Below are 24,808 nucleotides of genomic sequence, written 5' to 3' on the forward strand. Positions count from 1 at the left end.
CGACGTGTGCAGCTGACGAATACTAATCGATCGAGGACTTAACCACAATTTTGAATGGCTTTCAATGGCCCGTTTATCCAGTTTTGAGTGAACAAACACTCAATAAGTCTAGTGATAATGGCAAAGAGGTCACACCCGTTCCCATACCGAACACGGAAGTTAAGCTCTTTAGCGCCGATGGTAGTTGGGGGTCTCCCCCTGCAAGAGTAGGACGTCGCTAGGCAACTAGGAAACCGGTACCGAAAGGTACTGGTTTTTTTGTGTTCATTTTTTCTATTGAGTCGAAGGTGTGTGAGAAAGAGGAGGAACAAAGAGTTCGAGGAACCAAGGGGGCGAGTCTCGGAGCGTATTCCATACGCGAGAAACGAGAAGCCCGCAGGTGACGAAGAAATCTGCCGTTCATCGTCTTTCGTAGCCCGAATACGGAAGTTAAGCTCGTGCGCCGATGGTAGTTGGGGGCTCCCCCTGCAAGAGTAACGCTAGGCGTTTATTTCCTTGGTCATCCACTACGTTAATATCAAATAAATCCTTACTCGCAAGCTCAGGTACAATCGTTTGATAGTTAATAATTGTTGTGCTTCTCCACGTATTACTGATTCCATTTTGAACGTATAGGCACCGTCTTTAGAAGATGTAATAGTATTTGACTCGATTTTTTTCACCGGAATTTGTTGGACTGGCACATTAAATTTCCATTCACCATACTTTCCACCAATGTGAGTGAATGTTAACGGTATAGTTAAGTCTTTTGGCAATTTTTTTTTTGACATTCTAATGAAAATGCAGCAATATCGGAGTCCCCCTTTTTGATCTGCCCTTCACTTGTTCCACCCCACTGCTTATTATCAATTCCATCGAACAAATGATAGGAATAGCCAGCTTCTGATCCTATATCTTGATTGGGATTTACTGATACATCTTATCCATTAGCCTTAAAAGTGAAGCGGTAATGTCACTTAGTGTGTTTTTGTATAGTTTATTAAATCACTCATGGGTGTCAATGCTTATCAGTTTTATTATTATTTCTTGGGGCTGAAAATGAATGGAGACTAGTAGCTTTCATACCTATCGTGTTGATTATGACTACGATAATCTTTTGGAGGATGGGAAGGGGCCATCGTTTAAAAACTCGCTGATGTAGAGCTATTTAGAAGGTTTCAGTAAGTGATTTTTCCGTTTTTCGAGCACTATTATCTAACTCCACATTCATAATTAATAGTCGAATTTCATGTTAATGAAAACTTTTAAAACTATTTTGCAAAAAACTATTGTAATTATTTCATACATTGGTATAATAAATCTTGTCGGTAAATATTAAATATTATGGTTCCGTGGTGTAGCGGTTAACATGCCTGCCTGTCACGCAGGAGATCGCGGGTTCGATTCCCGTCGGGACCGCCATTTTATTTTAAAATTATCAATCCACAAAGAAAGTAACCTTTCTATGTGGGTTTTTTTGTTATATTAATAGAATGTACCAACTTCCTTCAATGTGGGAGCAAGTTGTGTTTTTCTGCAATTAAGTGAATAATTGAGTTGGATTCGATACACTAGAGAAAACATGTGTGAGGTAAATAAAAACATGACATATATTAAACAAGTCACATCGCTTGAAGAAACAGAGCAATTTGGTCAACGTTTAGGAGAACTTGTTCAAGCACAGGATGTTATTACGCTTGAAGGCGATCTGGGAGCAGGGAAGACGACCTTTACAAAAAGTTTTGCAAAAGGATTAGGCGTAGAACGTAATGTGAACAGCCCTACTTTTACGATATTGAAGCAATATGAAGGTAGATTACCTTTCAATCATTTGGACGTGTATCGTCTTGCAGATAGTGAAGAGGATTTAGGTTGGGATGAGCTTTTTTACGGTGACGCAGTGTCTGTCATTGAGTGGGCAAAGTTGATTGAATACGATTTACCAAAAGAGCGATTACAGATCGAAGTATTTTACGAAGATGAATTTGCTCGACGTTTTGAAATTACCCCATTGGGTGAGCGTTATGAGCAATTATGCAAGGAGTTATTTTCATGATTTGGTTAGGGATCGATACGTCGAATGTGCCATTATCAATTGCTGTTGTTAAAGATAATCAACTTTTAGTTGAATGGACAAGCTCGATAAAAGTTACACACTCAGTAGGGGCTATGCCTGCTGTTGAAGAAGCGTTAAAACAAGCAAATATTAATCCGGGTGAAATTGATGTAATTGCAGTGGCTGAAGGCCCAGGTTCGTATACGGGTGTCCGTATAGGTGTCACTATAGCCAAAACTCTAGCATGGACATTAAAGATTCCTCTTGTAGGGGTCTCAAGTCTCCAAACCATAGCCGGGAATGGATTACTTTTCAACGGACTAATTTGTCCCATTATGGATGCTCGTAGAGATAATGTATTTTCAGCAATTTATACGAATGACTTAACAGCTGACTTACCAGATGGTCATTATGCAATAGAGACTATTTTAGAAAAGTTAGCATTGAAACAAGAGAATGTTTTATTTGTGGGGAAAGATGTTTCAATCCACTGGCAAGCGATACAACGAGTTTTAGGTGACCGTGCTATTCGGGCGCCATTTTACCTTGATTTACCCAAAGCTTCTGTGGTGATTGAGCAAGCTATGAAGAAACCACTTCCTTCTATTGAAGAAACACATCATTTTGTACCTGAGTATAAGCGTATTACTGAAGCTGAAACGAATTGGCTTGCAGAACAACAAAAGGTTGGCGAATCGAATGATTGATACAGTCTTTTACCGCAAAATGACGGTTGCTGATGTAGATGGAGTCTTGAAGGTTGAGGAAGAAGCATTTAGTTTACCTTGGACCCGAGATGCATTTGTTCAAGAAATGACAACTAACTTACATGCTTATTATATTGTTGCAGAAAATGACCAAGGGCAGATTGTTGGTTTCTGTGGAATGTGGATGATAATAGATGAAAGCCATATCACGAATGTAGCAGTGGCTGAACAAGTTAAAGGGCAAGGGATTGGTGAAGGTCTTATGCGCGAAGCAATTCGAGTTGCTCGGGAACATGAAGTTGTTCTTATGTCTTTAGAGGTCCGAGTTAGTAATACGATTGCTCAAAATTTATATCGTAAACTAGATTTTAAAAATGGTGGAATTCGAAAAGGTTATTATACAGATAACCAAGAGAATGCACTGGTAATGTGGGTGGAATTTAAATGAGTAAAGATCAAATCATATTAGGTATTGAAACAAGTTGTGATGAGACCGCTGCATCGATTGTTCGGAATGGTTGTGAAATCGTCTCTAACGTTGTAGCATCACAAATTGAAAGTCATAAACGCTTCGGCGGAGTCGTTCCTGAAATTGCTTCTCGTCATCATGTAGAGCAAATGACGATTGTAATTGAAGAAGCAATGAAGCAAGCAAACATGCAACCAAGTGACTTGGACGCAGTTGCTGTTACAGAAGGGCCAGGACTGGTCGGTGCTCTTCTAATTGGTATTAATGCTGCAAAAGCATTTGCTTTCGCCAATCAATTACCTCTTGTTGGGGTACATCATATTGCAGGACATATTTATGCCAATCAGTTAACAGAGCCTATGCAATTTCCATTGCTAGCACTCGTTGTTTCAGGAGGGCATACAGAGATTGTTTTAATGCCAGATCACGGTACGTTTAAGTTAATAGGTGAAACACGTGATGATGCTGCTGGGGAAGCGTATGACAAAGTAGCAAGAGTGTTAAAACTTCCATATCCAGGTGGTCCACACATAGACAGACTTGCACATGAAGGTGTCGAACCCATTGCGTTTCCGCGTATATGGTTAGAGGAAGACTCATATGACTTCAGTTTTAGTGGGTTGAAGTCGTCAGTAATAAATTATATGCACAATGCTGAGCAACGAGGGGAAGAGATTAAGCCTCAAGCTGTTGCAGCAGGTTTCCAAGCAAGTGTGGTAGAAGTGCTAACTGCTAAAACCTTGCGAGCTGCTAAAGAATACAAAGTTAAACAAGTAATTGCTGCTGGTGGTGTCTCTGCTAACAAAGGTTTACGTAAATCATTAGAAGATACCTTTGCAAAAGAAGGAATTCCATTTAACGTTCCGCCCCTGTTTTTATGCACAGATAATGCTGCTATGATTGCGGCAGCTGGTTCAGTAATGTTCGAAAAAGGAATTATTAGTTCGATGTCAATGAACGGAAAACCTGGAATGACATTATTCGACTGGAATTAAGAAGAATCAATTCTCTCATTGAAGAGAATCGATTCTTTTTTAGCAAAAATGAATTGAGATGTCAATAGAGAACATCTGTACTTATGCACAATTTGTGGATAAGATGTGCATAAGTCAGTGGAATTCAATATATAGTGGTAGGTTTCCCATTGAATAATGTGTATAAAAACTTTTTATCCTGTGGATAGTGTGGGTAAGTCTGTTGATAGATTGATATATCAACCTTTTGATTGTGAATAACCTTGTGGAGAGAAAAATGTCGAAAAAAGTACTTGACCCATATATATACTCATTAAATTGTAAGAAAATACCGCATATTTCGACATGCGGTAACTTTTACAATAGTTCTAATTCTTCTTCTAATTCCATCCATTCAGTCATGAGCACTTCTTGATTCTCTTTAAAAGATTCAAGCTCTTTTTGAAGGACCACCAATTGTTCATGGTCTTGAAAGATAGCAGGATCACACAATTTTTCTTCAACAGCATTAATGTGTTCTTCTATCCCGCCTAGTTGACCTTCCAATTCTTCTAAGCGCCGTGTAATTTGACGCTCTCTTTTCTTAGCCTCTTTATCTATGGTTGAAGTGGATTGCTTTGTAGTAGTAGTTCCTACTTCAATAGGTCCCGCTTGTTCAGCTCGAATTTCTTCAAGTTCTTTTTTCTTTTCAACATAGTAATCGTAATCGCCTAAATATTCGAAAGCTCCATCACTTGATAATTCAATGACTTTTGTGGCAATTCTATTGATAAAATAGCGGTCATGCGAAACAAAAAGTATCGTTCCAGGGTAATCAATCAATGCATTTTCAAGTACTTCTTTACTATCTAAATCCAAGTGATTGGTCGGCTCATCTAAAATCAAGGTGTTAGCTTTTAACATCATGAGTTTGGCTAATGCGACCCTAGCTTTTTCACCACCTGATAAGGAAGAAATCGATTTGGTTACATCATCACCACTGAATAAGAAACGGCCAAGCACATTCCGTACATCTTTTTCATTCATTAATGGCCATTCATCCCATAATTCTTTCAGGACAGATCGGTTGCCTGTGAGTTTTGCTTGTTCTTGATCGTAGTAACCGAATTGAACATTTGTCCCGTAATGAATCGATCCGGCAATTGGAGGAATATCTTTTACTACGGTTTTTAGTAAAGTGGATTTTCCCACACCATTTGGACCAACTAAAGCGATTCGATCTTCTCGAAAGACTCGAAGATCAACATCTTGAGAAACAGGCTTTTCGGAGTATCCTACCGTAACTTGTTCTAATTTTAGTACGTCATTACCACTTTGACGTTCAATCGAGAAACCAAAGTTCGCTGATTTTTCATCCCCATTTGGGGAATCCATCCAATCGGTTTTCTCCAACACTTTACGACGAGACTGAGCCATTTTAGTAGTAGAAGCACGAGCTAAGTTACGTTGAACAAAGTCTTCAAGTTTTGCTTTTTCTTCTTGTTGCTTGTCAAATGTCTTCAAGTCGCGTTCATATGTTTTTGCCTTTTCATCCAAGTAAGAACTATAATTTCCGACAAAACGTTTTACTTTATGACGAGACACTTCATAAACAAAATTCACTACTTGATCTAAGAAATACCGGTCGTGAGAAACGATTAAAATCGCACCAGGATAACCTTGAAGATAACGCTCTAACCAGCTTAGTGTGTCGATGTCTAAGTGGTTGGTCGGTTCATCCAAAATGAGTAAATCCGGTTTTGTTAATAATAATTTGGCTAATGCCAAACGCGTTTTTTGACCGCCTGATAAAGATTGAATGGGCTTATCGTATTCTTCTGGGAAGAATTGCATCCCATGTAAGACTGAACGTGTATCGGATTCATATTGGTAGCCACCGGAATCTTTAAACGCAACTTGCTTGGTATCGTAGTCTGACATGATACGCCCATAAGCCTCGGCATCTTCATATACGGTAGGGTCAGCCATTTGCTTTTCCAGTGAACGTAATTCTTTTTCAGCCGATAGATGATGAGCAAAAATGGTCATCATTTCATCCCAAATCGATAAATCGGAATCGATGCCAGCATGTTGCTCCATATAGCCAACTTTTGTACCTTTTGGAATGATGATTTCTCCAGAATCGTACGACATTTCACCAGCAATTATTTTAAGGAGAGTCGATTTCCCAGCACCGTTCCGACCGACTAAAGCTACACGGTCTCTATGGTTTATTTCAAGTTTGACGCCGCTTAATATTTCATCGACGACAAATGTTTTATGTAATTGATTCACTTGTAAGACAATCATTAATTCCACCTCAGTTCTCACTTAGTTTAATGGAAGCGTGTAGCTGGCGCAACGGCAGAACTTTACTTCTTTTATGTACTCATGTAAGATGAAAGCGATTTCGCTTGAATGCAGGAGGAACAAAATGAAACAAGAACCGCTTAAAATTCCACAAGCTACAACCAAAAGATTACCTCTCTATTACCGATTTATCCAAAATTTTTCGAATGCGGGTAAGAAACGTATCTCTTCACAGGAACTAAGTGAAGCCATGAAAATTGATTCAGCTACGATTCGCCGTGATTTTTCGAATTTTGGAGCATTAGGTAAAAAAGGCTATGGCTATGATGTACAACACTTGCTTTCGTTTTTTCGTCAAACACTCGATCAAGATGAAGCAACTAATGTCGCATTAATCGGTGTAGGTAGCTTAGGGACAGCTTTTTTAAAATACAATTTTCACAAAAATCACAACACACGTATTGTAGTAGCATTTGATACGAGTGCTACTGAAGACGGAATGTTGATGAGTGACATCCCGGTTTTTGAACCTAGTAAGTTAGAAGGAAAAATTAAAGAATATGGTATTGAGCTGGTGATTTTAACAGTACCTTCACGAGCTGCTCAAGAAGTGACAGACCGCCAAACAAAAACGGCGGTTAAGGGCATTCTCAATTTTACAACAGTGCGATTAACGGTACCTGATTCAATTCGTGTCCATACAATTGATTTGTCTGTTGAATTACAAACACTGATTTACTTCATAAAACAAGATGAAGAAAGTTCACACATCGTTCATAGTAACAAATAGCAAACGTAGCGTAAGTAAGTTAAAATAAGAATAGACAAGAGGAGGTGCCTACATGCCAACAGGTCCATTAAGTATATTATTGATTGTGGTAGTAGCTTTGCTTGTATTCGGTCCGAAAAAGCTCCCTGAATTAGGACGAGCATTCGGCAGTTCGCTTCGCGAATTCAAAAATGCAACTCGTGGTCTAATCGATGAAGATGAAGATGACGAGAAAAAAAAGACAAAAAAGCTAGACGATGAAGTTAAGTAAGTACGTTAGGGTGTTTTTCTGATGGAAGAAAGAGACATGACTACAGTTGATCATATTATTGAATTAAGAAAACGGCTGATGATAATCGTCGTTTTCTTTGTTGTAGCAGTGGGAATCAGTTTTTTCTTAGCTGGACCCCTGATTGAATTTTTGCAAGTGAGCGAAGAAGCACGGGACTTAACATTAAATGCGTTTAAAATAACCGATCCATTTAAGATATTAATTTCCGTGATGATGGTTCTAGCAATTGTTATGACATCTCCACTAATACTCTACCAAGTATGGGCTTTTATCTCTCCAGGACTTTACAAGAAAGAGAGAACAGCAACACTCAGTTACATCCCGTTCATCTTTTTTCTATTTATTGCTGGAGTTGCATTTTCCTATTATGTCGTATTCCCATTCGTCATACATTTTATGGCGGACTTAGCGACTGATTTGAACATTGAGCAAACGATTGGAATTAATGAATACTTTAGTTTTCTTTTCCAATTAACCATTCCATTTGGTTTTGTTTTTCAAATGCCTGTGGTATTACTTTTCCTAACACGATTAGGAATCATAACACCAATGTTATTAACGAAGTATCGTAAATATATTTACCTTGTGTTAGTAGTGGTAGCCGATATCTTAACACCACCAGATATCATGTCACATGTGCTAGTTACGATTCCGCTTATCTTGCTTTTCGAATTCAGTATCATCGTAGCCAAAATAGGATACCGCAAATATTTAAAAGCAGAAGCTCTTCGACAAATAGAAGAAGCGAAGAGTCAAAACGAAAGCCTTCCACCGGAATAATCGGTAGAAGGCTTTTTTTGTACCTATTGATATTGGAAGTAACTGGCCTGTTGCGAGCGGGAATAAAGCATCCCCGGATGGGAATAAACCAACCACGAAAAGGAATAAATGAATTCCAGTGGGAATAAATCTGAAACCCACAAAAAAACTCCCAATAATTATTTCATCGGGAGAAAATCATATAAATTTATTGTGAATTTGATAAGGTTTCTAAATACTTTTGATAACGTTCTATATTTTCCTTATTTAATTGGACCAATACGACAAATCCGTTCAATAACATATGTGAAATGATTGAAGTCCAAATTCGTTTTGTTTTGTAATATAAAAAGGCGAATATAAATCCTGACACCGCATAGAGTAGTATGTGTGTAAAATCAAAATGGATGATAGCAAAAACTATCGCACTTACTGCCCCTGCAATAAAGAAGTTCGACTTTTGTACAAGCGATCCAAAAATCACACGTCGGAAAATGAGTTCTTCTAAAATGGGAGCAAAAATGGCAATCGATAATATAGCAACTGGAGCAGCGGCCGCTATTCTTACAAAAGTAGCTGTATTATCGGATCCTGGATCAATTCCAAGAGCACTTTCAATAAGTGCTGCAATAGATTGACCTATCAACACCATAAAGAATCCAAGAATTCCCCATCCAATCGATGCTGGGATGGAACTCTTTTTGCCTTTTAAGTTATTTAAGAACGATTTGTCTTTACGAATAATCGCAACACTTATAAGGGTTGCGACGGACATGCTAATGAAAATCCACCAACCACTGGCTAAAAGTTTAGCTTGCGCCTCTCCCATTCCTTCTTGGCTATTTAAAAAGCGGAAGATTAATGGGGCGAACAGAGCACCAGACAGTTGCATGATGACGTATGCGGTAATTAAATAAAATGCAGTTTTATTATTTTTCATAGGTAAATATCCTTTCATCAAAAGAAGTTCTTTCTATATTGTATGGGTTTTCTGGCAACGTCGCAAAGAATACAAAAATATCAGTGTTCTTACTTGCAAAAGTTCAGTCAATTCATTATGATAAGAGTTGTGTTAGCACTCAAGAACAGAGAGTGCTAATAAAATAATTACTACCATTCAAGGAGGTTGTTTTCACTTGTTAAAACCATTAGGCGATCGTATCGTAATTGAATTAGTCGAGTCAGAAGAAAAATCAGCATTTGGTATTGTACTACCAGACTCTGCTAAAGAAAAGCCACAAGAAGGTAAAGTACTTGCTGTTGGAACTGGTCGTGTACTTGAAAACGGCACGCGTGTAGAGTTAGATGTGAAAGAAGGAGACAAAATCATTTTCTCTAAATACGCTGGTACTGAAGTGAAATATGAAGGTAATGAATTCTTAATTTTACGTGAAAACGATATTTTAGCAATTATAGGATAAAAACTTAACTATATTTAAGGAGGATTTACTAAATGGCAAAAGAAATTAAATTTAGCGAAGACGCACGTAGCTCAATGCTTCGTGGTGTAGATAAATTAGCAGATGCTGTAAAAGTAACGCTTGGACCTAAAGGACGTAACGTTGTTCTTGAGAAAAAATTTGGTTCACCACTAATTACAAATGATGGTGTAACGATTGCAAAAGAAATCGAACTAGAAGATGCATTTGAAAACATGGGTGCTAAGCTTGTAGCTGAAGTAGCATCTAAAACAAATGATATCGCTGGTGACGGTACTACAACTGCAACGGTTCTTGCTCAAGCAATGATTCGTGAAGGCTTGAAAAACGTAACAGCTGGTGCGAACCCTGTTGGCATTCGTAAAGGAATCGAAAAAGCGGTTGCAGCAGCAATTACTGGCCTAAAAGAAATCTCTCAAGATATCGAAGGCAAAGAATCTATCGCCCAAGTAGCAAGTATCTCTTCAGGTGATGAAGAAGTAGGACAATTGATTGCTGAAGCAATGGAACGCGTTGGTAACGACGGCGTAATCACAATCGAAGAGTCTAAAGGTTTCACTACTGAACTTGATGTAGTTGAAGGAATGCAGTTCGACCGTGGATATGCATCACCATACATGGTTACTGATTCTGAAAAAATGGAAGCTGTTTTAGAAAATCCATATATCTTAATTACAGATAAAAAAATCACTAGCATTCAAGAAATTCTTCCAGTATTAGAGCAAGTGGTACAACAAGGTAAACCACTTATCCTAATCGCTGAAGACGTTGAAGGCGAAGCTTTAGCTACACTAGTTGTAAATAAATTACGCGGAACATTTAATGCAGTAGCTGTTAAAGCTCCTGGATTTGGCGATCGTCGTAAAGCGATGTTACAAGATATCGCAATTCTTACAGGTGCTGAAGTGATTACTGAAGAGCTTGGTTTAGAATTAAAAACAACAAACATTACACAATTAGGCCGTGCTGCTAAAGTGGTTGTTACAAAAGACAACACAACAATCGTTGAAGGCGCTGGTCAAACAGAAGCAATTACTGGCCGTGTAAGCCAAATTCGCTCTCAATTAGAAGATACAACTTCTGAATTTGATAAAGAAAAATTACAAGAACGTTTAGCAAAACTTTCAGGTGGTGTTGCCGTAATTAAAGTCGGTGCAGCAACTGAAACTGAACTAAAAGAACGTAAACTTCGTATTGAAGATGCTTTGAACTCAACTCGTGCAGCTGTTGAAGAAGGTATCGTTTCTGGTGGTGGTACTGCACTAGTGAACGTTTACAAAAAAGTGGCTGAATTAGCTGACACTGAACAAGGCGACGTTGCAACTGGCGTGAAAATCGTTCTTCGTGCACTTGAAGAGCCAGTTCGTCAAATCGCAAACAACGCAGGTCTTGAAGGTTCAATCATTGTTGACCGCTTGAAACGCGAAGAAATCGGAATCGGTTTCAACGCATCAAACGGCGAATGGGTGAACATGATGGAAGCGGGTATCGTGGATCCAACTAAAGTTACTCGTTCTGCACTTCAAAACGCAGCATCTGTTGCAGCAATGTTCTTAACTACTGAAGCAGTAGTAGCAGAAATTCCAGACAAAAATGCAGGCGGCGGTATGCCTGACATGGGCGGAATGGGCGGCATGATGTAATCAGAACTTCTCTTATCTGAGAAGCTTTGCAGTTCTTTAATAAATTGTAATCCAAAAGACTACTTCTCATGAAAATGGGAGGTAGTCTTTTTTTCTTCTTATAAATTTCGGATTTAAATGATACTGACATGCATTTTCTACTTCTTACTGCGATAGGTTAAGTATTAGGTGAAAACCGAACGTAGTGACAATAGTAATCTTTCTTTTTCTTACAGTAAAAAATTGATATTGGAGGTTAAAGATGCGACTTTTTTACACAGTCCGTTCCGGGGATACGCTGTATCAGATTGCGAGGCGATGGGAGCTGCCGGTTGAGTCTCTAATAGCGGCAAACAATTTGGTAACACCTTTCACGATTTACGTAGGTCAGCAGCTTTCCATTCCTCCTGGTGTAGATGTCATCCGAGTAAAGCCAGGAGCTACAGTTTTTACAATTGCTCAATATTTCGGTGTCCCACAATCCGTTATTATCGATGCAAATAACCTTAATCCCCCATATATCATACAAGCTGGTCAACTATTGAAAGTTCCTCCAGGTATACCTTATTATGTTGTTCAACCCGGGGACACACTATTTCAAATCGCTAAACGATTTAATGTAATCACAAGTGGACTCAGTAATCCTGAGCTAATTCGGGAGGTGAACCAGCTTCCATCGAATACGATATTCCCTGGTTTAAAGTTAATTATTCCTTATGCTTCTCCCGGGGATCGAGGTTTAATTGCCTATACATCTAGCGCAGGGGGAGTTTATGATATCTGGTTATATAATCCTAGGAATGGTGAGAATGTACAATTAACAAACGGTTTAGGAGAATCCTTTTCGATTCCTTTTTGGTCACCGGACAGTAAAAGAATCGCCTTTGTAGGAAAAAATGAAATTCTTTATGTCATCCAACTAACTGAAGGCACAATTACACGTATTGACCAATTTAGTGAAGGATTAGGCGTCTATTTAGATTGGTCACCGGACAGTCAAAAACTGGTGTATGCAAAACAGAATGATATCACTTTGTACAATGTAAACACATATCAAGTCCAGAAAATAAACCAAGCGAGTGCGACTGATGTCCAGTGGTTTCCGAGTGGCATAGAATTACTTTTCCAAGCTGCCGATGCGTCAGGGATGAGCCAGCTTTATCGTATTCAAACTGATGGAACTAATAAACAACAGATTACTCAAAACACTGGAAGTCGTTTTAATGATGTTCGTCTTTCCCCAAATGGATCCCACGTGCTCTATACAACTCCTGGTGCTAGCATCTCCATTATTTACACCTTAGAAATTTCCACGGGTAACCTATTTGAAGTGAAGGGTGGACCGCTTGCTAAAAACTATTTTCCGGTATGGTCTCCTGACTCATCGACAATTGCATACAGTGCCACTGCTTTTGAAGATGTTGGATATTTCAATCAGATAAGAACCACGGGAAGGCGAGGAGAGAACGATGTGACTAGAGCGATTTCAAATTGCTTTGCCACTCCAGTTACATGGTCTCCAGATGGCAGGAAAGTTGCCTATCTTTCGGACTGTAACAATGGAATAGCTAGTGAGATTTGGATGGTGGACTTATTTCATCCTGTTCCGATTCGATTAATAGAAGGAACACTCGTTACGTCTTTGCAATGGTCACCTAGTCCAAGTGTTCCAATGAAAAAAAATTACTCCAGCACTGTCTACAAAGTCCAATTTCAATACCCTTCTGATTGGGTAAGAGTTTCAGACGAAAGATATGAAGGACCAGATGGCTTCTTTCAACTTTCAGCGATTTCCACTGCTGAACCAATTAACGAAATTTGCCACAACGAAGCGTTCCATCAACTATTACCATACGGTGCTGAACCTCGTATCGTTCATGAGCAAATCCAACAACAAGAAGCATGTTCTATTTTGCCTTCAGAGGATCAACCCCCAGAAATGAGAGGTCAAGCCGCTCTAATCGTTAAATATCCAAAACCAATTCAAATTGAGGGAAGTACCTATAATTACTTTATCTTGTGGGTAGACAAGGAACATCTCAAGGAAATAAGTTCTACTCTTGTTTTCTTGTAATGCCCATACAGTTTAAGATTCGAGAAGGTCTGTGCCAGTGTATCGAACTGATGACAGACCTTCCTATTTTTTTCATTATATCTATAGGAGAGGAATGAATTCTATCAAGTGTTAGCTACTAAGTCTCAAGTCTTAGATGGAAACACTTCCTAGGTCCATTTGAATGAATAACAAATAGTCTATACTTTAAGTAACGTGGAAATGATTGTGTGTACAGAAAGGGTAGGACATATGGATGATTATACAAAGAAAGTAGAACAAGAACTGCTAATTTGGAAGAAGAAAATGACAAAACAATCCAATCTTATAAGTCGAGTATCTAAGTCCGCACAGACGAAAATAAATGGTCTACTTCCAGAAAAGTTTCATAATGTAATGACAGAAAGCATCAAAAACATGGTGAAAGCTACGTTAGTAGGCTCAAACATTACGACGAAAAAACGAACTCCAACAGAATTGAGCCTTTCTGAGCGAGACGAACTATTTAGAGAAAAGCTTTCTCTCTTCAGAAAAACGGCAACAATTGAAGGAGCGGGAACAGGAGCTGGTGGTATCCTTTTAGGAATTGCTGATTTTCCTTTGCTATTATCCATTAAAATGAAGTTTCTATTTGAAGCCGCTGCTGTATATGGATTCGATACAAACGATCCCGAAGAACGACGCTTTATTCTGCATATTTTTCTGTTGGCCTTTTCAAGTGAGGAAAAACGAAAAGAAACATTGTTTACTATAGAAAACTGGGAGCAACAAAAAGTATTGATTGCTGATATGGACTGGCGGGAATTTCAACAAGAATATCGGGATTACATTGATTTAGTGAAGATGTTCCAAATGCTGCCCGGTATTGGAGCAGTAGTTGGAGCATTTGCCAATTACAATCTTCTCGACCAATTAGGAGAAAGTGCAATGAATTCATACAGGTTACGTTTAATGCAAGATAAAGAAAAGGGAGCGGACACACGATGATTTTGAAAAACAAACTCTTCATTTCATTAATCCTATTGATAGTGGTGGTAGGTGGCATGACATTCATGTTTAAAACAATGAATGTGATTGCCGAGAGCGACAATAAGACAGTTCAAGAAGATTCCTCATTTAAAAACATTGAAATTACAACAAACAATGCTGATGTGGTCATTGTACCAACCAAAAGCTCAGAAGCAACTGTTGAATATACAGGTGCTAATAAAAAGAAGAAATACATTTTTAATGTAGATGTAAAAGGAGATACACTTTCCGTTCAACTGAAGCAGAAACGTCGATTTTTCTTTTCGTTTGGATTTCATTCGGGAGACTTGAAACTGGCAGTAAGTGTGCCAGAAAAACAATATAAAAACCTCCAAGTAAAGAGTGACAATGGACGTATCAGTGTAGAAAATTTACAGTCCGAAAGAGTTTTGCTTGAGACGGACAATGGCCAGATACATGTAAAGAAAGTGGAAGCCAAAACGGTTAATGTTGAAACCGATAATGGCATGGTTGTTTTGGAGCATGTCAAAGGGGAAATTAAAGGGATTACCGATAATGGGCAAATCTCATTAATAACAAATAGTATTGACTGGCCAATTGATTTATCAACAGATAACGGCAGCATCGAGGTTAAAACTGAATCTGAACCAGAAAATGCAAGGATTGACGCCAAAACGGATAATGGAAAAGTGGCCATCTTTGGTGATAGAGACAAAGATGTGACGTACGGAAAAGGGAAATATCTGATAAAGCTAAGAACAGATAATGGCCCAATAACTGTAACTAAATAAGAAGGGTCATTTAATACCCAAGATTGCCGAGAACACGAAAATCCGCAGGGGTTTTCGTGTTTTTTGTGTCAAATATGTATTCTGTAACGTTTCCTTCAGGATATTCCATAAACTTCCCTTGACTTATCATTGATAATGATTATCATTATTAAAGTAGATAAACAACAAGAAAGAAGGATTAACATGAAAAAAATCGCGACATTCGTATCATTCGTGCTACTTAGCACTTCATTAGTAGGCTGTTCAGAAAAAGAAGAAGCTACAACGACTCAAGCTATAACAGAAACGGTCGATTTACAAAAAGAAGTCGATACATATAAAGAATTTGCGATTGATCAAATGGATCAATTTGTAATAGAGACAGAAAAATTTGTAGAAGCAGTGAAAGCTGGAAATATAGAAGAAGCGAAAGCTATCTATCCGTTAGCTCGCATGTATTTTGAGCGTTCAGAACCAATCGCAGAAAGCTTTGGTGATTTAGATCCACGCATTGATGCACGTCTTGCAGACCTTGAAGAAGAAGGAAAAGGCAAGGAAGATTGGTCTGGATACCATAAAATTGAATACGGCCTTTGGGTGGAAAACACAACAGAAGGTTACGCAGAAACTGCTGACCAACTATTAGCAGATGCAAAAGAATTACGTGCTCGTGTTGAGACAGTGGAAGTAACTCCTGACTTAATGATGACTGGAGCAGTCGATTTGTTGAATGAAGTTTCTACTTCGAAAATCACTGGTGAGGAAGAAATTTATTCACACACAGATTTATATGATTTCAAAGCAAACATTGAAGGTGCGGAAGAGATTTTCCATATCCTAGAGTCGAAAATAAAAGCAAAAGATGAAACTCTTGCGACGAACCTGCAAGCTAAATTCGATGCAGTAAATGAACTATTGGTGAAATACGAAACTGGTGACAATGGTTTTGTTTCATATGAAGAGTTGACTTCGGAGGATACGAAATTGTTATCAGACGCTGTTAACCAGCTAGGCGAACCACTTAGTCAAATGGGCATAATAATGGAGTGAGTAAAATGACATCAAAAGATGAAAAGTGGTTGGAGAAGAAGATTTCAAGACGAGAAATGTTGAAAATTACAGGGGCAAGTGCAGCCGGAGTTGCTGTTCTTGCTTCAGGTATGGGTGGCGTGGCCAAAGCTATAGGCTTTGATATTTTTGAGGATGACACAACAGCTACAAATAAGATCTCATTTTATGGAAAGCATCAGTCAGGTATTATGACGGATGCTCCTTCACATGTATACTTTGCATCGTTGAATGTGCTCGTCCAATCACAACAAGAGTTACAAGAATTGTTTGAAATGTGGACACCACTTGCTGTACGTTTGATGAACGGGGAGCAGTTCGAAGAACTTTCTAAAGGTGGATTTACACCACCTAAAGATACCGGAGAGTCCAAAGGATTGGATGCATCTAATCTAACGTTAACGTTCGGAGTAGGGCCATCTTTATTCGATAACAAGAAGTTAGGTCTCGGTTCGAAACGACCTGCTGAGCTGAAAGCGTTACCACATTTCCCTAAAGATCAAATTGATGAAAAATACGCAGGTGGAGATATATGTATTCAGGCCTGTGCTGATGACCCACAAGTCGCTTTTCATGCAGTTCGAAATTTAGTCCGTGCAGCATCAGGGAAAGTATCATTGAAATGGACGCAAACCGGATTCACTTCGACACCAAAGCATAAAAACAAAAAAGAAACGCCACGAAACTTATTTGCATTTAAAGACGGTACAGTCAACCCAAGCCCCCAAAGTGCTTCTGACATGAAGGAAGTTGTGTGGGTTCAGCCGAATGAATCGAAAAGTTGGATGTCAAATGGAACCTATTTAGTCGTACGGAAAATCCAAATGCATTTAGAGACATGGGATCGAACCTCTCTTCAAGGACAAGAAGCAACTTTTGGCAGACATCGCGATAGTGGTGCACCACTAGGGAGCAAGAAGGAATTTGATGAAGTGGATTTAAATGCAAAAGATGAAAAAGGAAATCCTCACATTCCGGCTGATTCACATATGGCGCTCGCACGAAAAGTGAAGGATCGGATTATGAGAAGAGGATTCTCCTATTCAAGTGGCTTGATTGATGAAACAGGTGCGTATGACGCGGGCTTGTTATTCATTTCATTCCAAAAACATCCTAAACAGTTTATTAACATTCAAAGCGCATTGGGACGTGCTGATATGCTAAACGAATATATTACCCATCGAGGTAGCGGCGTCTTCGCTTGCTTCCCAGGTATACAAAAAGGGAGCTATATCGGTGAGCAACTTTTTAACATACTTTAAGATACTTAGTCTCGTGACTATGTTGCTCGTTGTTCCTTCTCAAAACAACGTCTCTGCTGCACAGTCTTTTGGAACTTTATATATTGCGATTACAGATGCCATTATGAGCACAAAAAATGACGATGATGCAAAAGCTGCTGAAGCAATCGAGGCTTTCCAAACTGCATGGGAGCAATTGAACGTAACCAAGGGGAAAGAAGTAACTAATGTGAATCTTACATTAGAACAAGCGTCAAGTGCTACAACTGACGAGCAACGTTTAGAGGCTCTAACAAAATTGTCAAAAGCGCTTACTGCCTATGAGAAATCAGAAAATCCGGTAGATGAAGAAACAAATCGAGCAGAATTTATGACTGCAATTGAGCCTTCACTAATCGATTTAACAACTGCGATTGAATCTGGTAATAAAGATAACATTGAAGAGGCCTATTCAATATTTCTAAAGAAATGGACGAAAAATGAGCGAGTTGTTCGAGAACAGAATATGGCTGCGTATGGACAAATTGAAACGCAAATGTCATTCATGCGCATTTCATTAGCTGGCGACGAGTTAGAACTCAAGGTTTTAAATGAGCAAACTGAGTCTCTGAATAAAACAATTCGAAACTTTGTCGCAGGGAAAGTGGAGAATAAGGAAGTATCGGGAAACTACTCGCTAACGACGTTGACTGATTTATTAGATGATAGTAAAGCATCTATTGGTAATGAGAAATATGATGAAGCAGCGGATACCTTGAAAGAGTTCATCACGATTTGGCCAGCTGTGGAAGGGGAAGTCCGTACAAAAAATGCAAGCTTGTATACCGATATTGAGTCTGGAATTCCACTGCTAGTTAGTGATTTGTCACGTGATGAAGTGGATGCATCGGTGATCTCCAAGGAAATTGATTCCTTCAAACAGCAAATAAACTTCATTCAACAAGACACGACGTATAGTTTTTGGGATTCAGCTCTGATTTTGTTGCGAGAAGGATTAGAAGCATTACTAATCATCTCAGCACTCATCGCTTTCTTGAAAAAAGCTGGTCAGCAACATATGCAGCGATATATTTATGTTGGGGCGGCATCTGGAATTGGTGTCAGTGTTGTAGCGGCTATTTTAATGACAACGCTATTTCAATCTGGGACAATTGGAACTAGTCGAGAAGTGATAGAGGGATATGTTGGAATTGCTGCAGCAGCTATGATGCTTGGCGTAGGAACCTGGCTACATAGCAAGTCGACAGTGGCTTCTTGGAACCGATATATTTCGAAACAAATGAATCATGCATTGTCGATGCAAAGTGTATGGGCGATGACGTTTTTAAGTTTCCTAACTGTATTCAGAGAAGGAGCAGAAACGATTGTTTTTTATGTCGGGATTGCACCGAAAATGTCTTTCTTCGAATTTGGTTTAGGTATTGCTATAGCACTAGCTATTTTAGTAATTGTTGCGTTGGTGTTTACTAAGACTAGTAAGAAAATCCCGTTACACTTGTTCTTCGCAGTTGCAACGGGACTAATTTATATACTAGCTTTTAAAATCATAGGTGCGAGTTTGCACACTTTGCAATTGACTAATATTATTCCAACTCATATTGTATATGATTTACCGGTGATCAGTTTGATTGGTTTTTATCCTTCTATAGAAACGATGATAGGGCAAGTTGTTTTGTTAGTAATAATTATTGGAACTGTTATGTATAAAAAATTCTCAGGATCTTTTAAAGAAGCTGAGATTTGATAAGAGTGATATGAAAAGAGTCAAACCTGAGAAGCACATAAGGTTTGACTCTTTTTATTCTAGGGTAAAAAGTAGATGTTCTTTGGAAAAAGATTGATGAATGAATATAGGATTGATTGAAATACTATGAGAAATCGCTTATGGTGACTGTATATACTTTTTAAAAAGATTTGAAAGGGGAATGTGAAATGGAAAAAGTAGAAGTGGGTAATATATTTGTATTGTTGGATGAGAATGGCGAGGAACAAGAAATTGAGGTTCTGGGGACGTTAACTATCGATGAAGTTGAATACGCTGCAGTAGGATTTGCTGAAGAAACTCAAGATGAATCGAAAGATGATATCGATGTTTTCTTTTTAAGAGTGGAAGACGGCGAGGAATTATCTATGATCGAAACTGATGAAGAATTTGATAAGATTTCTGCAGCGTTTAGAGAAGCTCAAGAAGCTCAAGAGCATGAAGAAGAATAAATAGACGATAGGTAAAAGAATAAGAACTTCATCAAGAATTTTGTTTCCTTTTTAACAAAATGACCATCAATTTGATGGTCATTTTTATTTGATCTAGATGGATCTCCATCCTATTACTTGCATTCATCAATGAAGTTTTGTATTGATTTAAGTCCTCTTCTTCCCCGTGTAAACAGCAAATGTCATCCCAACTAACACAACAATAATGGCTAAAGCAATAATCCTCAATTATCACTAAAATCCCATATTTCTAAGCATTTTCCACGTTGTTTAGAATAGAATTCACCATATGAAGGGGTGAATTTTCGAATCCAGATAGGATTTGCATGGCGTGAATCTTAGGAAATAGTTCTTTCTGAATTTCTTTTGCATTCATTCCTTTCTGGTGAAGTTTCTTTACTTGTCCTTGAATATCTTCTAGGTATTGAAGCTTTGATGCTAAGTGTTCTTTCCCGTTAACTAAAACACCTGCATGTGAACAGTATAAAGTAGAAAAATCATAGTCAAAGACTTTTCGAATTGATTTCACCATTACTGGAACAGATTCAAAAGAAAACATACTTTTGGGCCGAGAGACTACAAATAAGTCACCTCCGAACAACCATCCTTTTTCTTTGTTGAAGAGAACGATATGATCATGTGCATGTCCTGGAGTATGTATCACTTCAAAATTATGATTTTCAGTTTCGATAATTTGTGGAATAGGTTCTGGCTGAAACGGTGTATTATTCCCCCAAAAAACTCTGCGATAAAAGGGGATATTTGATGGTTGTTGGCAATCCGAAACTCCTGTTTCATGAATATAAATGGGTTTGTTCAGATGATCAGCTATCCATGAGCTCATGCCAGTATGGTCTTCATGATGATGTGTAAGTACAATTTGTGAAATGGGTAGGCTTTGAAAAATCGGAATCAGGTTTTTTTTTGCACGACTAGGTCCCGTGTCAATAAGTAACCCATCTACGAAGTATAGGTGAACATTTATGTTTATCCCCGAAAATGAAACTGTTACCTTTACGCAATGGATATCTTCATGTTGAAACTCTTGTATCATGATTATCACAACCTTCTTGCTCTATTCGTTCTCCTATAGATTACCATCATTCGCAAGTGATATAATCTGTATTTTTAAAATATAACATATAACATGGAGTGAACCGAAACGTATGAGTGTTCCATTATTAGGGTATGCAAAGTGTATACTCAAAATAATTATGGAAGGAAGTGAATCGAGCATGATGTGTTCTTAAAAATTGGTCTACTTGTTGTAGGTGCTGTTGTAATAGGAAAAGTGCTGTTCAAAAAAGTTCATCACTTGATTACCCGTTTTCGTTTTTCTTATGCCATTAGAAAGTATATGTTTTTAAAGCAAAACTTCGAACTTGGAGATTTGTTTTCATCCATTCAACTTGGGTTTCTATCCATTCATTGTTGGTTTCCATCCATTCGTGTCACTTATTCATCCATTCGCTTGGAGAAGGACACCATTCCTCCTGAGAAAGACACTCCAATAGCTAGAGTCGAAGGTTCCTCTAGAAGAAGCTGCTCGTTTATCTTTTGCCTTCGTAGGTAGAATGATTTTTCGTACATGTCTCTATGTATCACACCTAATAAATTTCGTTATCTTGCTTTTATATATCTATAATCTATCTACAGCTTATGTGAAGCGGTTATACTTATTGTTGAGATGAGGTGATTCCATGATAAGTGAAGATCAATCATTTACCAAAATATCAGACGAACAATGGCAAGCAATTACGCATAATGACTCGTCATACGATACCTTATTTATTTATGCAGTTAAGTCTACGGGCATCTTTTGTAGACCTTCTTGTAAATCGAGACATCCTAATAAAGTGAATGTCTTAATTTTCAAGAATGCCGAGCAAGCATTAACACAGGGATTCAGGCCATGTAAGCGATGCAAACCTGAGGGATTACATCTTCCTGATCTAGACTGGGTTGTGCAAATTGCCGACTATATAGACGACCATTATTCACAACCGTTGACGCTCGAAGTACTTGCGGATATGTGTCATGGAAGTCCCTATCATTTACAACGTACATTTAAGCGAATAAAGAACATGACACCTGTTGAATATATTCAGATGGTGAGAATTGCACATGCGAAAGTCCAATTGAATACGTCTGATAAAACTATTGGTGAAGTAGGTATACTAGTAGGGCTGCCGAATACACCTTACTTCATTACACTTTTTAAGAAAAAAACAGGTTATACACCCTTACAATACAGAAAAGAATATACATATAAATCACTCGTGGAGGTATCAGACGATGGAACAAAGTAACGATAGTTTCATTTATTGGACACGACTTATACATGAGCAATGGAATATGTATATCGCTGCTACAGCTCAAGGCCTTTGTTATGTAGGATCGCAAAATAAGGGAATGGAGGAACTTCAAAACTGGGCGACAAAGCGTCTTCCGAGTCACGAATTGATTGAAAACGCTATGAAAGTGCAATCTTATACGAATGGGATAATCGATTATCTGACGGGTAAAAGTAAGAATTTTTCTGAACCGGTCGACCTCCATGGTACACCATTCCAAAAGGACGTATGGAAAGCATTACAAGAAATACCTTACGGACAAACCGTATCGTACACAGATATCGCAGTACGTTTACAAAAACCTGGATCCGTCCGTGCTGTTGGCACTGCAATCGGAGCAAATCCAGTGTTAATTACAGTACCCTGTCATCGTGTCCTTGCGAAGAGTGGTGCATTGGCGGGCTATCGTGGGGGATTAGAGATGAAAGAACAACTCCTAGCTTTGGAAATCGGTAATTTTAACAAATAGAGTGAAAATCAAAATTTTTTCCATAAAAAAACCAGCCTTAAATGGGCTGGTTAATCAATTCAAATGGTATCAATATACTTTTTATATACATATGGGGAAGTCATTAATGATAGAAGGGCACCGTAGTTTAGGTTGAATGTAACTTCATCCCCAACTTTTAAATTATTTTCTTTTGCATCAATTACTGTGTGGTCGCTACTCGAACCAATAATCTCAATATCCAATGTTGGCTGTAGACCTGCTACTAGGACATCTTGATTTCCTACTCCAAGAATAGCTCGAGTCATTTGTCCACGATCTTCAAAATGAGGAAAAATGCCGAAAGCATTTTGACCTATTTCACCATAAGGTACAGATGGTTTTACTTTTAATTCAATTACTTCAGTAACAAAAGTGAAGGCATCCGTATATAATTCCGGAATTGCTACACGGTCTAAGGTTTCACGTCCTAAATAAATGGATTCACCCAACCGTAAGTTGTTCACTCTACCAACATCATTCGTGGTCATAAACCAATTATAATTGGCAGAGTTTCCTCCAGATATATAACAAAGAGCAAGAGAAAACTTCGTTTCAATTTCGCTTGCCAGTATAGATAAATCCTTCATTTTTTGTTCGTTTGGTTTAACTCCCCCAAAACATGCAAAGTTTACACCAATGCCCACAATATTTATTCCACCGAGGTTTAAAACTTTTTGAATAAAAGCATCAAGGTTTTCAGGAAGTATGCCTTCTCTTAAATCGCCCATTTCAATCATCAGAATAACTTTATGCACAGTGTTCTTTCTTAAAGCTACTTCAGATAATTTTTGAATGACAGCAAGCTCGGTATTAATACTAATATCCGCATGTGTAATAACTGCTTCTACTTCACTTAAAGCAGGGGATCTTAATAAAACAAAGTTCGCTTTAATCCCTGCATCTCGCATTTTCTGTAGGTTTAACAATTTGGAATCTGCGAGCATTTGAATACCGTGATCTAGTAAAACCGTTGCAATTTGAGGTGCACCGCAAACAGTTTTGGTCACGCCCATAAGACTAATGTGTTTTGAACCATATAGTTCGACTAACTTTGCCGTATTATGGGCGATTTTTGCCAGATTGATTTCAATCCTTGGTGTTACTAGATGAATCAATTGGCAACTACTATTTTCTCTTTACTTTTCAAGGCTGGGTAAGCTTCAAAAATACTATCAATCAACTTGTCGCACCCAAATTTAAGTGCATCTGTCGTTGGAAGTTGAAGATCTTTTTCATATTCTGAAATGGTTTTAACAAGTTCTGCATCCGTCATGTTTTCATGATTGATTGTAATCGCAATCACTTTAGATTTCGAGAAGTTTTCAATGAGTTCAATTTCACTTTGTACGGTAGGCATTTTCATATAACTAAAATCACCTAAATGTTCGCGTTTAGGAGCATGTTGAATAATCACTGCACTAGGCCTTGACCCTCTTATAATTCCACAAGAACTTATATACGCAGGATGGCTTAAAGCTCCTTGACCTTCAACGATAATGATATCGGGATTGTCATTTTCATAAGCCTTCATAACTTGGTTTTCAATTTCACCCGTCATAAACTGAGATGGAATAGCATCAATGGCAACGCCATATTTGGCACCTTGAATTAACCCTGTTTGTCCAGTTGCGATAAAAGCGACATTTAATCCGCGTTCAAGTAAAGCGTCTTCGAGTAGAACTGCCGTTGTTCTCTTACCTATGGCACCATCCGTGCCAAGTACGGCTATCACGGGTGTAGTGATGTTTAATATACGTCCAGAAAAAAGATGCATATCCTTTTTCAGAGCAGGCTTTCTCACATCATGAATTGTGACATTATTCTTTAATGCATGCTGTACAAATTCTGTGTCATTCGTAAAGAATTCATGAAGAGGGTTCACGATATTCATCCCATGTTCCATTGCTTTAAAAAGAAGTCTTCTTTCATCTTCTTTCAAGAAAGCCTCAGAAGGTGCTATTCCATAGATGAATTGATTCGGAACAATCTTTAGTTTTTCCAGTGCTTGATCAAGGTCTTTGAAGATAGGGATGCCATTTTTCTCTCCCACTAAATGCTCACCCGCGTCTAGTCCAACCTTCGTGCTATCTATAACTCCGAGAATTTCAAACTTCCGTGAACTTCTAACCAGTCCATTAGCTGTCTTTCCATCCATCGTTCCAAAATTACTTTCACAATATACGATTGCCGTTTCTTTTATCATGTGTTTTCCTCCCAAAATCTATTTAAACTACCGTATCTTTGAGTAAAAGAGATTTTACATTTTGGTCAAG

Annotated in this window: 24 protein-coding genes, 1 tRNA gene and 1 rRNA gene; 20 read left to right on the top strand and 6 right to left on the bottom strand. The window is 38.3% G+C overall.

The genetic code is table 11. The features are described 5' to 3' along the window. The first annotated feature begins 107 nt into the window (after window positions 1-107). Window positions 108-223 (top strand): 5S ribosomal RNA (gene rrf, locus C8K15_RS17540). A gap of 283 nt (window positions 224-506) precedes the next feature. Here the strand turns inward: rrf and C8K15_RS17545 are convergent. After that, window positions 507-770 (bottom strand): hypothetical protein, encoded by a 264-nt coding sequence (locus tag C8K15_RS17545; RefSeq protein ID WP_108587719.1) that lies wholly within the window; start codon window positions 768-770, stop codon window positions 507-509. Between the two features lie 555 nt (window positions 771-1,325). Here C8K15_RS17545 and C8K15_RS17550 point away from each other — a divergent pair. The 5 genes from C8K15_RS17550 to tsaD all read left to right on the top strand — a co-directional run bounded on the left by C8K15_RS17550 (window position 1,326) and on the right by tsaD (window position 4,206). Beyond that, window positions 1,326-1,401: transfer RNA gene (locus C8K15_RS17550), tRNA-Asp, on the top strand. A gap of 181 nt (window positions 1,402-1,582) precedes the next feature. Further along, window positions 1,583-2,035, top strand: a complete 453-nt coding sequence (gene tsaE / locus C8K15_RS17555) for a tRNA (adenosine(37)-N6)-threonylcarbamoyltransferase complex ATPase subunit type 1 TsaE (protein ID WP_108587720.1) — start codon at window positions 1,583-1,585, stop codon at window positions 2,033-2,035. Then, window positions 2,032-2,742 carry a tRNA (adenosine(37)-N6)-threonylcarbamoyltransferase complex dimerization subunit type 1 TsaB gene (gene tsaB / locus C8K15_RS17560; protein WP_108587721.1) on the top strand — a complete coding sequence of 237 codons (711 nt, stop codon included), beginning with the start codon at window positions 2,032-2,034 and terminating at the stop codon, window positions 2,740-2,742. Before tsaE ends, tsaB begins: the two co-directional genes overlap by 4 nt. Then, the gene (gene rimI / locus C8K15_RS17565; protein ID WP_108587722.1) at window positions 2,735-3,190 is read left to right on the top strand and encodes a ribosomal protein S18-alanine N-acetyltransferase; all 456 of its coding nucleotides are present in this window, start codon (window positions 2,735-2,737) and stop codon (window positions 3,188-3,190) included. The genes tsaB and rimI overlap by 8 nt, the downstream gene beginning before the upstream one ends. Beyond that, complete coding sequence (gene tsaD / locus C8K15_RS17570; protein ID WP_108587723.1) at window positions 3,187-4,206, top strand: tRNA (adenosine(37)-N6)-threonylcarbamoyltransferase complex transferase subunit TsaD; 1,020 nt, start codon at window positions 3,187-3,189, stop codon at window positions 4,204-4,206. Before rimI ends, tsaD begins: the two co-directional genes overlap by 4 nt. A gap of 336 nt (window positions 4,207-4,542) precedes the next feature. On the opposite strand, the gene C8K15_RS17575 is transcribed toward tsaD, so the two are convergent. Further along, entirely contained in the window at window positions 4,543-6,474 is a 1,932-nt protein-coding gene (locus C8K15_RS17575; protein WP_108587724.1) for an ABC-F family ATP-binding cassette domain-containing protein, read from the bottom strand. Between the two features lie 124 nt (window positions 6,475-6,598). Here C8K15_RS17575 and C8K15_RS17580 point away from each other — a divergent pair, with 124 nt between their 5' ends. Genes C8K15_RS17580 through tatC form a run of 3 tightly spaced genes read left to right on the top strand, consistent with a single transcriptional unit; the run spans window position 6,599 to window position 8,315 of the window. Continuing rightward, complete coding sequence (locus C8K15_RS17580) at window positions 6,599-7,264, top strand: redox-sensing transcriptional repressor Rex (protein WP_108587725.1); 666 nt, start codon at window positions 6,599-6,601, stop codon at window positions 7,262-7,264. Window positions 7,265-7,316: 52 nt separating this feature from the next. Continuing rightward, window positions 7,317-7,514 carry a twin-arginine translocase TatA/TatE family subunit gene (tatA, locus tag C8K15_RS17585; RefSeq protein WP_108587726.1) on the top strand — a complete coding sequence of 66 codons (198 nt, stop codon included), beginning with the start codon at window positions 7,317-7,319 and terminating at the stop codon, window positions 7,512-7,514. Window positions 7,515-7,535: 21 nt separating this feature from the next. Continuing rightward, window positions 7,536-8,315: a twin-arginine translocase subunit TatC gene (tatC, locus tag C8K15_RS17590; RefSeq protein ID WP_108587727.1), complete on the top strand. Its 780-nt coding sequence runs from the start codon at window positions 7,536-7,538 to the stop codon at window positions 8,313-8,315. A gap of 187 nt (window positions 8,316-8,502) precedes the next feature. On the opposite strand, the gene C8K15_RS17595 is transcribed toward tatC, so the two are convergent. Then, on the bottom strand, window positions 8,503-9,234 hold the full coding sequence (locus tag C8K15_RS17595) for a CPBP family intramembrane glutamic endopeptidase (RefSeq protein ID WP_108587728.1): 732 nt from the start codon (window positions 9,232-9,234) through the stop codon (window positions 8,503-8,505). Window positions 9,235-9,430: 196 nt separating this feature from the next. Between C8K15_RS17595 and groES the strand changes: the two genes are divergently transcribed. From groES to C8K15_RS17640, 9 genes are all read left to right on the top strand, one after another. Next, window positions 9,431-9,715, top strand: a complete 285-nt coding sequence (groES, locus tag C8K15_RS17600) for a co-chaperone GroES (protein WP_108587729.1) — start codon at window positions 9,431-9,433, stop codon at window positions 9,713-9,715. 32 nt (window positions 9,716-9,747) lie between these two features. Then, window positions 9,748-11,376 carry a chaperonin GroEL gene (gene groL / locus C8K15_RS17605; RefSeq protein WP_108587730.1) on the top strand — a complete coding sequence of 543 codons (1,629 nt, stop codon included), beginning with the start codon at window positions 9,748-9,750 and terminating at the stop codon, window positions 11,374-11,376. Window positions 11,377-11,617: 241 nt separating this feature from the next. After that, complete coding sequence (locus C8K15_RS17610) at window positions 11,618-13,429, top strand: LysM peptidoglycan-binding domain-containing protein (protein ID WP_108587731.1); 1,812 nt, start codon at window positions 11,618-11,620, stop codon at window positions 13,427-13,429. 231 nt (window positions 13,430-13,660) lie between these two features. Then, on the top strand, window positions 13,661-14,395 hold the full coding sequence (locus C8K15_RS17615; protein ID WP_108587732.1) for an EcsC family protein: 735 nt from the start codon (window positions 13,661-13,663) through the stop codon (window positions 14,393-14,395). Between the two features lie 65 nt (window positions 14,396-14,460). Beyond that, window positions 14,461-15,189 carry a DUF4097 family beta strand repeat-containing protein gene (locus C8K15_RS17620; protein ID WP_233260555.1) on the top strand — a complete coding sequence of 243 codons (729 nt, stop codon included), beginning with the start codon at window positions 14,461-14,463 and terminating at the stop codon, window positions 15,187-15,189. 183 nt (window positions 15,190-15,372) lie between these two features. Continuing rightward, window positions 15,373-16,218: an iron uptake system protein EfeO gene (gene efeO, locus C8K15_RS17625; protein ID WP_108587734.1), complete on the top strand. Its 846-nt coding sequence runs from the start codon at window positions 15,373-15,375 to the stop codon at window positions 16,216-16,218. 5 nt (window positions 16,219-16,223) lie between these two features. Next, window positions 16,224-17,498 (top strand): iron uptake transporter deferrochelatase/peroxidase subunit, encoded by a 1,275-nt coding sequence (efeB, locus tag C8K15_RS17630; protein ID WP_108587735.1) that lies wholly within the window; start codon window positions 16,224-16,226, stop codon window positions 17,496-17,498. Continuing rightward, entirely contained in the window at window positions 17,473-19,221 is a 1,749-nt protein-coding gene (locus tag C8K15_RS17635) for an FTR1 family protein (protein WP_108587736.1), read from the top strand. Before efeB ends, C8K15_RS17635 begins: the two co-directional genes overlap by 26 nt. 188 nt (window positions 19,222-19,409) lie before the next feature. Beyond that, window positions 19,410-19,691, top strand: coding sequence for a DUF1292 domain-containing protein (locus C8K15_RS17640; RefSeq protein WP_108587737.1), 282 nt, complete (start codon window positions 19,410-19,412; stop codon window positions 19,689-19,691). A gap of 250 nt (window positions 19,692-19,941) precedes the next feature. On the opposite strand, the gene C8K15_RS17645 is transcribed toward C8K15_RS17640, so the two are convergent. Then, window positions 19,942-20,745 carry an MBL fold metallo-hydrolase gene (locus C8K15_RS17645; protein WP_108587738.1) on the bottom strand — a complete coding sequence of 268 codons (804 nt, stop codon included), beginning with the start codon at window positions 20,743-20,745 and terminating at the stop codon, window positions 19,942-19,944. Window positions 20,746-21,391: 646 nt separating this feature from the next. On the opposite strand from C8K15_RS17645, the gene C8K15_RS17650 reads away from it, so the two are divergent. Both C8K15_RS17650 and C8K15_RS17655 read left to right on the top strand, forming a co-directional pair. Next, window positions 21,392-22,000: a bifunctional transcriptional activator/DNA repair enzyme AdaA gene (locus tag C8K15_RS17650; protein WP_108587739.1), complete on the top strand. Its 609-nt coding sequence runs from the start codon at window positions 21,392-21,394 to the stop codon at window positions 21,998-22,000. Beyond that, window positions 21,987-22,514, top strand: a complete 528-nt coding sequence (locus C8K15_RS17655; protein ID WP_108587740.1) for a methylated-DNA--[protein]-cysteine S-methyltransferase — start codon at window positions 21,987-21,989, stop codon at window positions 22,512-22,514. The genes C8K15_RS17650 and C8K15_RS17655 overlap by 14 nt, the downstream gene beginning before the upstream one ends. A 59-nt stretch (window positions 22,515-22,573) precedes the next feature. On the opposite strand, the gene C8K15_RS17660 is transcribed toward C8K15_RS17655, so the two are convergent. Both C8K15_RS17660 and C8K15_RS17665 read right to left on the bottom strand, forming a co-directional pair. Further along, window positions 22,574-23,650: an alanine/ornithine racemase family PLP-dependent enzyme gene (locus tag C8K15_RS17660; protein WP_199224136.1), complete on the bottom strand. Its 1,077-nt coding sequence runs from the start codon at window positions 23,648-23,650 to the stop codon at window positions 22,574-22,576. Continuing rightward, window positions 23,647-24,735, bottom strand: a complete 1,089-nt coding sequence (locus C8K15_RS17665; protein WP_108587753.1) for an N-acetyltransferase DgcN family protein — start codon at window positions 24,733-24,735, stop codon at window positions 23,647-23,649. Before C8K15_RS17665 ends, C8K15_RS17660 begins: the two co-directional genes overlap by 4 nt. Window positions 24,736-24,808: the final 73 nt, after the last annotated feature.

It is taken from the genome of Paenisporosarcina sp. OV554 (assembly GCF_003058165.1).
Lineage (GTDB): Bacteria > Bacillota > Bacilli > Bacillales_A > Planococcaceae > Paenisporosarcina.

Coding starts and splice junctions, on each gene's coding strand:
- C8K15_RS17610 (WP_108587731.1), top strand. CDS start 11,618: ATGCGACTTTTTTACACAGTCCGTTCCGGGGATACGCTGTATCAGATT.
- C8K15_RS17545 (WP_108587719.1), bottom strand. CDS start 770: ATGTCAAAAAAAAAATTGCCAAAAGACTTAACTATACCGTTAACATTC.
- C8K15_RS17650 (WP_108587739.1), top strand. CDS start 21,392: ATGATAAGTGAAGATCAATCATTTACCAAAATATCAGACGAACAATGG.
- C8K15_RS17575 (WP_108587724.1), bottom strand. CDS start 6,474: ATGATTGTCTTACAAGTGAATCAATTACATAAAACATTTGTCGTCGAT.
- rimI (WP_108587722.1), top strand. CDS start 2,735: ATGATTGATACAGTCTTTTACCGCAAAATGACGGTTGCTGATGTAGAT.
- tatC (WP_108587727.1), top strand. CDS start 7,536: ATGGAAGAAAGAGACATGACTACAGTTGATCATATTATTGAATTAAGA.
- C8K15_RS17640 (WP_108587737.1), top strand. CDS start 19,410: ATGGAAAAAGTAGAAGTGGGTAATATATTTGTATTGTTGGATGAGAAT.
- C8K15_RS17645 (WP_108587738.1), bottom strand. CDS start 20,745: ATGATACAAGAGTTTCAACATGAAGATATCCATTGCGTAAAGGTAACA.
- efeO (WP_108587734.1), top strand. CDS start 15,373: ATGAAAAAAATCGCGACATTCGTATCATTCGTGCTACTTAGCACTTCA.
- tsaB (WP_108587721.1), top strand. CDS start 2,032: ATGATTTGGTTAGGGATCGATACGTCGAATGTGCCATTATCAATTGCT.
- efeB (WP_108587735.1), top strand. CDS start 16,224: ATGACATCAAAAGATGAAAAGTGGTTGGAGAAGAAGATTTCAAGACGA.
- C8K15_RS17580 (WP_108587725.1), top strand. CDS start 6,599: ATGAAACAAGAACCGCTTAAAATTCCACAAGCTACAACCAAAAGATTA.
- groL (WP_108587730.1), top strand. CDS start 9,748: ATGGCAAAAGAAATTAAATTTAGCGAAGACGCACGTAGCTCAATGCTT.
- C8K15_RS17620 (WP_233260555.1), top strand. CDS start 14,461: ATGTTTAAAACAATGAATGTGATTGCCGAGAGCGACAATAAGACAGTT.
- C8K15_RS17595 (WP_108587728.1), bottom strand. CDS start 9,234: ATGAAAAATAATAAAACTGCATTTTATTTAATTACCGCATACGTCATC.
- C8K15_RS17615 (WP_108587732.1), top strand. CDS start 13,661: ATGGATGATTATACAAAGAAAGTAGAACAAGAACTGCTAATTTGGAAG.
- tsaE (WP_108587720.1), top strand. CDS start 1,583: ATGACATATATTAAACAAGTCACATCGCTTGAAGAAACAGAGCAATTT.
- tsaD (WP_108587723.1), top strand. CDS start 3,187: ATGAGTAAAGATCAAATCATATTAGGTATTGAAACAAGTTGTGATGAG.
- tatA (WP_108587726.1), top strand. CDS start 7,317: ATGCCAACAGGTCCATTAAGTATATTATTGATTGTGGTAGTAGCTTTG.
- C8K15_RS17655 (WP_108587740.1), top strand. CDS start 21,987: ATGGAACAAAGTAACGATAGTTTCATTTATTGGACACGACTTATACAT.